This is a genomic window from Bacillus sp. UMB0728 (assembly GCF_002858875.1).
GTDB classification, from domain to species: Bacteria; Bacillota; Bacilli; order Bacillales; family Cytobacillaceae; genus Bacillus_AB; species Bacillus_AB infantis.
Genome location: NZ_PKLA01000018.1, coordinates 1 through 1,850 on the forward strand (window position 1 = coordinate 1; position 1,850 = coordinate 1,850).

At 41.3% G+C, this 1,850-nt stretch carries 1 protein-coding gene; it reads left to right on the forward strand.

Features of this window, described 5'->3' with window-relative positions:
• The first annotated feature begins 125 nt into the window (after positions 1-125).
• Positions 126-1,421 carry an IS110 family transposase gene (locus CYJ37_RS26730; RefSeq protein WP_094770069.1) on the forward strand — a complete coding sequence of 432 codons (1,296 nt, stop codon included), beginning with the start codon at positions 126-128 and terminating at the stop codon, positions 1,419-1,421.
• Positions 1,422-1,850 lie beyond the last annotated feature (429 nt).

Sequence of the window (1,850 nt, forward strand, 5' to 3'; positions counted from 1 at the left end):
GGGGCAGCATTCCTGTAATGAAGGAAAATGGGGTTTGAACAAAAAAATAACCTCTTGGTAGAATGAGAGAGTCCTGTAGCCGGCAAGCAAAAAGGACTATAACTCAAATACCAGGAGGCACTAAAATGAATTATAACCAGAATAAGAAGATTGCTCAAATTACTTCTCAAACTCTTATTATAGGAGTCGATATTGCGAAGTTCAAGCATGTGGCACGTGCTCAGGACTTTAGGGGAATGGAGTTTGGATCTCCTTGTCAATTTGAAAATACAAAAGAGGGATTTGAGCAATTCTTGAATTGGATTTCTGGAATTAAAAAAGAACAGCGTATGGACAAAGTGATGGTTGGCATGGAGCCAACGGGCCACTATTGGTTTAACCTCGCTCATATTTTAAAAGAAAACGGAATTAAGTTTGTCGCAGTAAACCCCTTGCACGTCAAGAAAAGCAAGGAGTTGGATGATAACTCACCTACCAAGAATGATGTGAAAGATGCAAAGGTCATAGCTCAACTGGTCAAGGACGGAAGATACGCCGAACCAACCATACCGCAAGGTGTTTATGCAGAGCTCCGTGTGGCAAAGAAAATACGCGATCTTTTAACTGAAGACCTACAAACGGTCCAAGGACAGGTGCACAACTGGATTGACCGGTACTTTCCGGAATTCCTTCAGGTATTTAAGAAATGGGAAGGTAAGGCTGCTTTACAATTCTTAAAGCTCTATGCCCTGCCGCATGAAATAGCTGTATTCTCCGAAGAAGAACTACTTGTCCATTTGAGAAAATCCGTATCACGGAGCGTTGGATTAACCAAAATTCGGGAGTTAATGCAGGCAGCCTGTAAGTCCATCGGACTTCGACAAGGTGCTGAAATGGCCAGACTGGAGCTTAAAACCATTCTCGCTAAGTATGAATTAATTCAGCTACAATTCGAAGAATTGGATACAAAAATAGACGATCTGCTTGATGAAATACCAGGCGTACAACAAATGTTAGCGATAAAAGGTGTGGGCAGGGATACAATTGCCGGCTTTTTCGCGGAAGTAGGGGATTTAGGCGAATACAATCATCCTCGGCAAATTATCAAGCTGGCTGGCTTAAGCCTAAAAGAAAATACTTCCGGTAAACACAAAGGAAAAACGACCATCACAAAAAGAGGCCGAAAGAAACTCAGGGCCCTGTTATTCAGGGTCTGTATGATTCTCGTCGCCAAGAATACTGCATTTAAGTCGTTACATGCCTACTATACTCAACGTCCGGATAATCCGTTAAAGAAGATGCAGTCCCTGATTGCTTTGTGTAATAAATTGATTCGTATCTTCTTTGGCATTGGTAAAAAGCAGTTTGAATTTAGTGAAGAAAGAATGTTAAAGGACATCCCTCATTTGGCATTATTAAAGCAGGCAGAATTGGCCGCTTAATTCTAGTTTGGTTTAGATAATTAGTAGTTGTGGGTTTATATTCTTGGAGACATTTGAAGCACGGATTAGTCGGCAAAGCAACTAAATTACGGGCTTGGACCCTGTGGGGCAGCATGGCTGACATCCACCTCATGGAAAGGTTGGACGAAGGAATTTGAGAGCGAAGACTCTGTGAGACATGGGAGGGTTGACCTCCATGAGTAGATGTGGACATCCACCAGTGCGGTTATATTTTTACTCAGTCACCAATTTCTGTAAGAGGTTGATTAGTGGGTTATAGCTCTTTTTTTCTCATTGTGTCCAGAAATATCCTTTCAAGTATATATACTCCAGATATAAAGGCATTTACCGTTTGGTAAACAACTATGAAATTCTAAGAAAACATGAGTAAATCGGCGTTTTAGCTTCTTTTATTGAGGGAGGTTAGCT

What these genes read in the sequence shown, in the direction of transcription:
- CYJ37_RS26730 (WP_094770069.1), top strand. Translation starts at nt 126, where the DNA reads ATGAATTATAACCAGAATAAGAAGATTGCTCAAATTACTTCTCAAACT.